This is a genomic window from Mesorhizobium sp. M5C.F.Ca.IN.020.29.1.1, from assembly GCF_003997375.1.
Lineage (GTDB): Bacteria > Pseudomonadota > Alphaproteobacteria > Rhizobiales > Rhizobiaceae > Mesorhizobium > Mesorhizobium wenxiniae.
The window spans coordinates 1-549 of the sequence record NZ_RZSW01001161.1 but is presented as its reverse complement, the minus strand read 5'-3'; the positions used below and the strand labels follow the sequence as shown (position 1 = coordinate 549).

Sequence of the window (549 nt, the reverse complement as noted above, 5' to 3'; positions counted from 1 at the left end):
GTCCTGGCGTTCGCGGCCGTCGGATCACCTGCCCTTGGTGATCAGCCATCGCCAAGCGAACGCGCAGCGGATCGCCGCCCTCGACGAGCGGGCTGAGGCGCTTCATCTGAAGCGCGGCATGGGCATAGCCGACGCGCGCGCCATGCACCCATCGATCGACGTAGTGGAAGCCGATCCCGAGGCCGACCGCCGCCTGCTCGAAAGCCTCGCCGACTGGTGCGACCGCTACACTCCGCTGGTGGCGATCGACGCAGCCGACGGCCTGTTTCTCGACGTCACCGGCTGCACCCACCTTTTCGGCGGTGAACGGGCGATGCTGGACGACATTCTGTCGCGCTTTTTCCATCAGGGTTTCGATGTCCGCGCCGGCCTTGCCGCCACACCTGGTGCTGCTTGGGCGGCAACGCGGTTTGCCAGTGACCGTATCGTCCCCGGTGGCGAGGAGGAAGCGCTACTCGCACCCTTGCCGCTGGCGGCGCTGCGCATCGAGCCTGATATCCGCGCCAGCCTGGAAAGCGTCGGCCTGCGCACGGCGGGCGCCGTCATGGC

The 549-nt window shown here is 68.1% G+C and carries 1 protein-coding gene; it reads left to right on the top strand.

Annotation, left to right across the window (positions count from 1 at the left end; genetic code table 11):
• Positions 1–37: 37 nt before the first annotated feature.
• Positions 38–549 (top strand): DNA polymerase Y family protein (locus EOA85_RS36830; protein WP_164760201.1); only part of this gene is annotated, 512 nt, incomplete at its 3' end.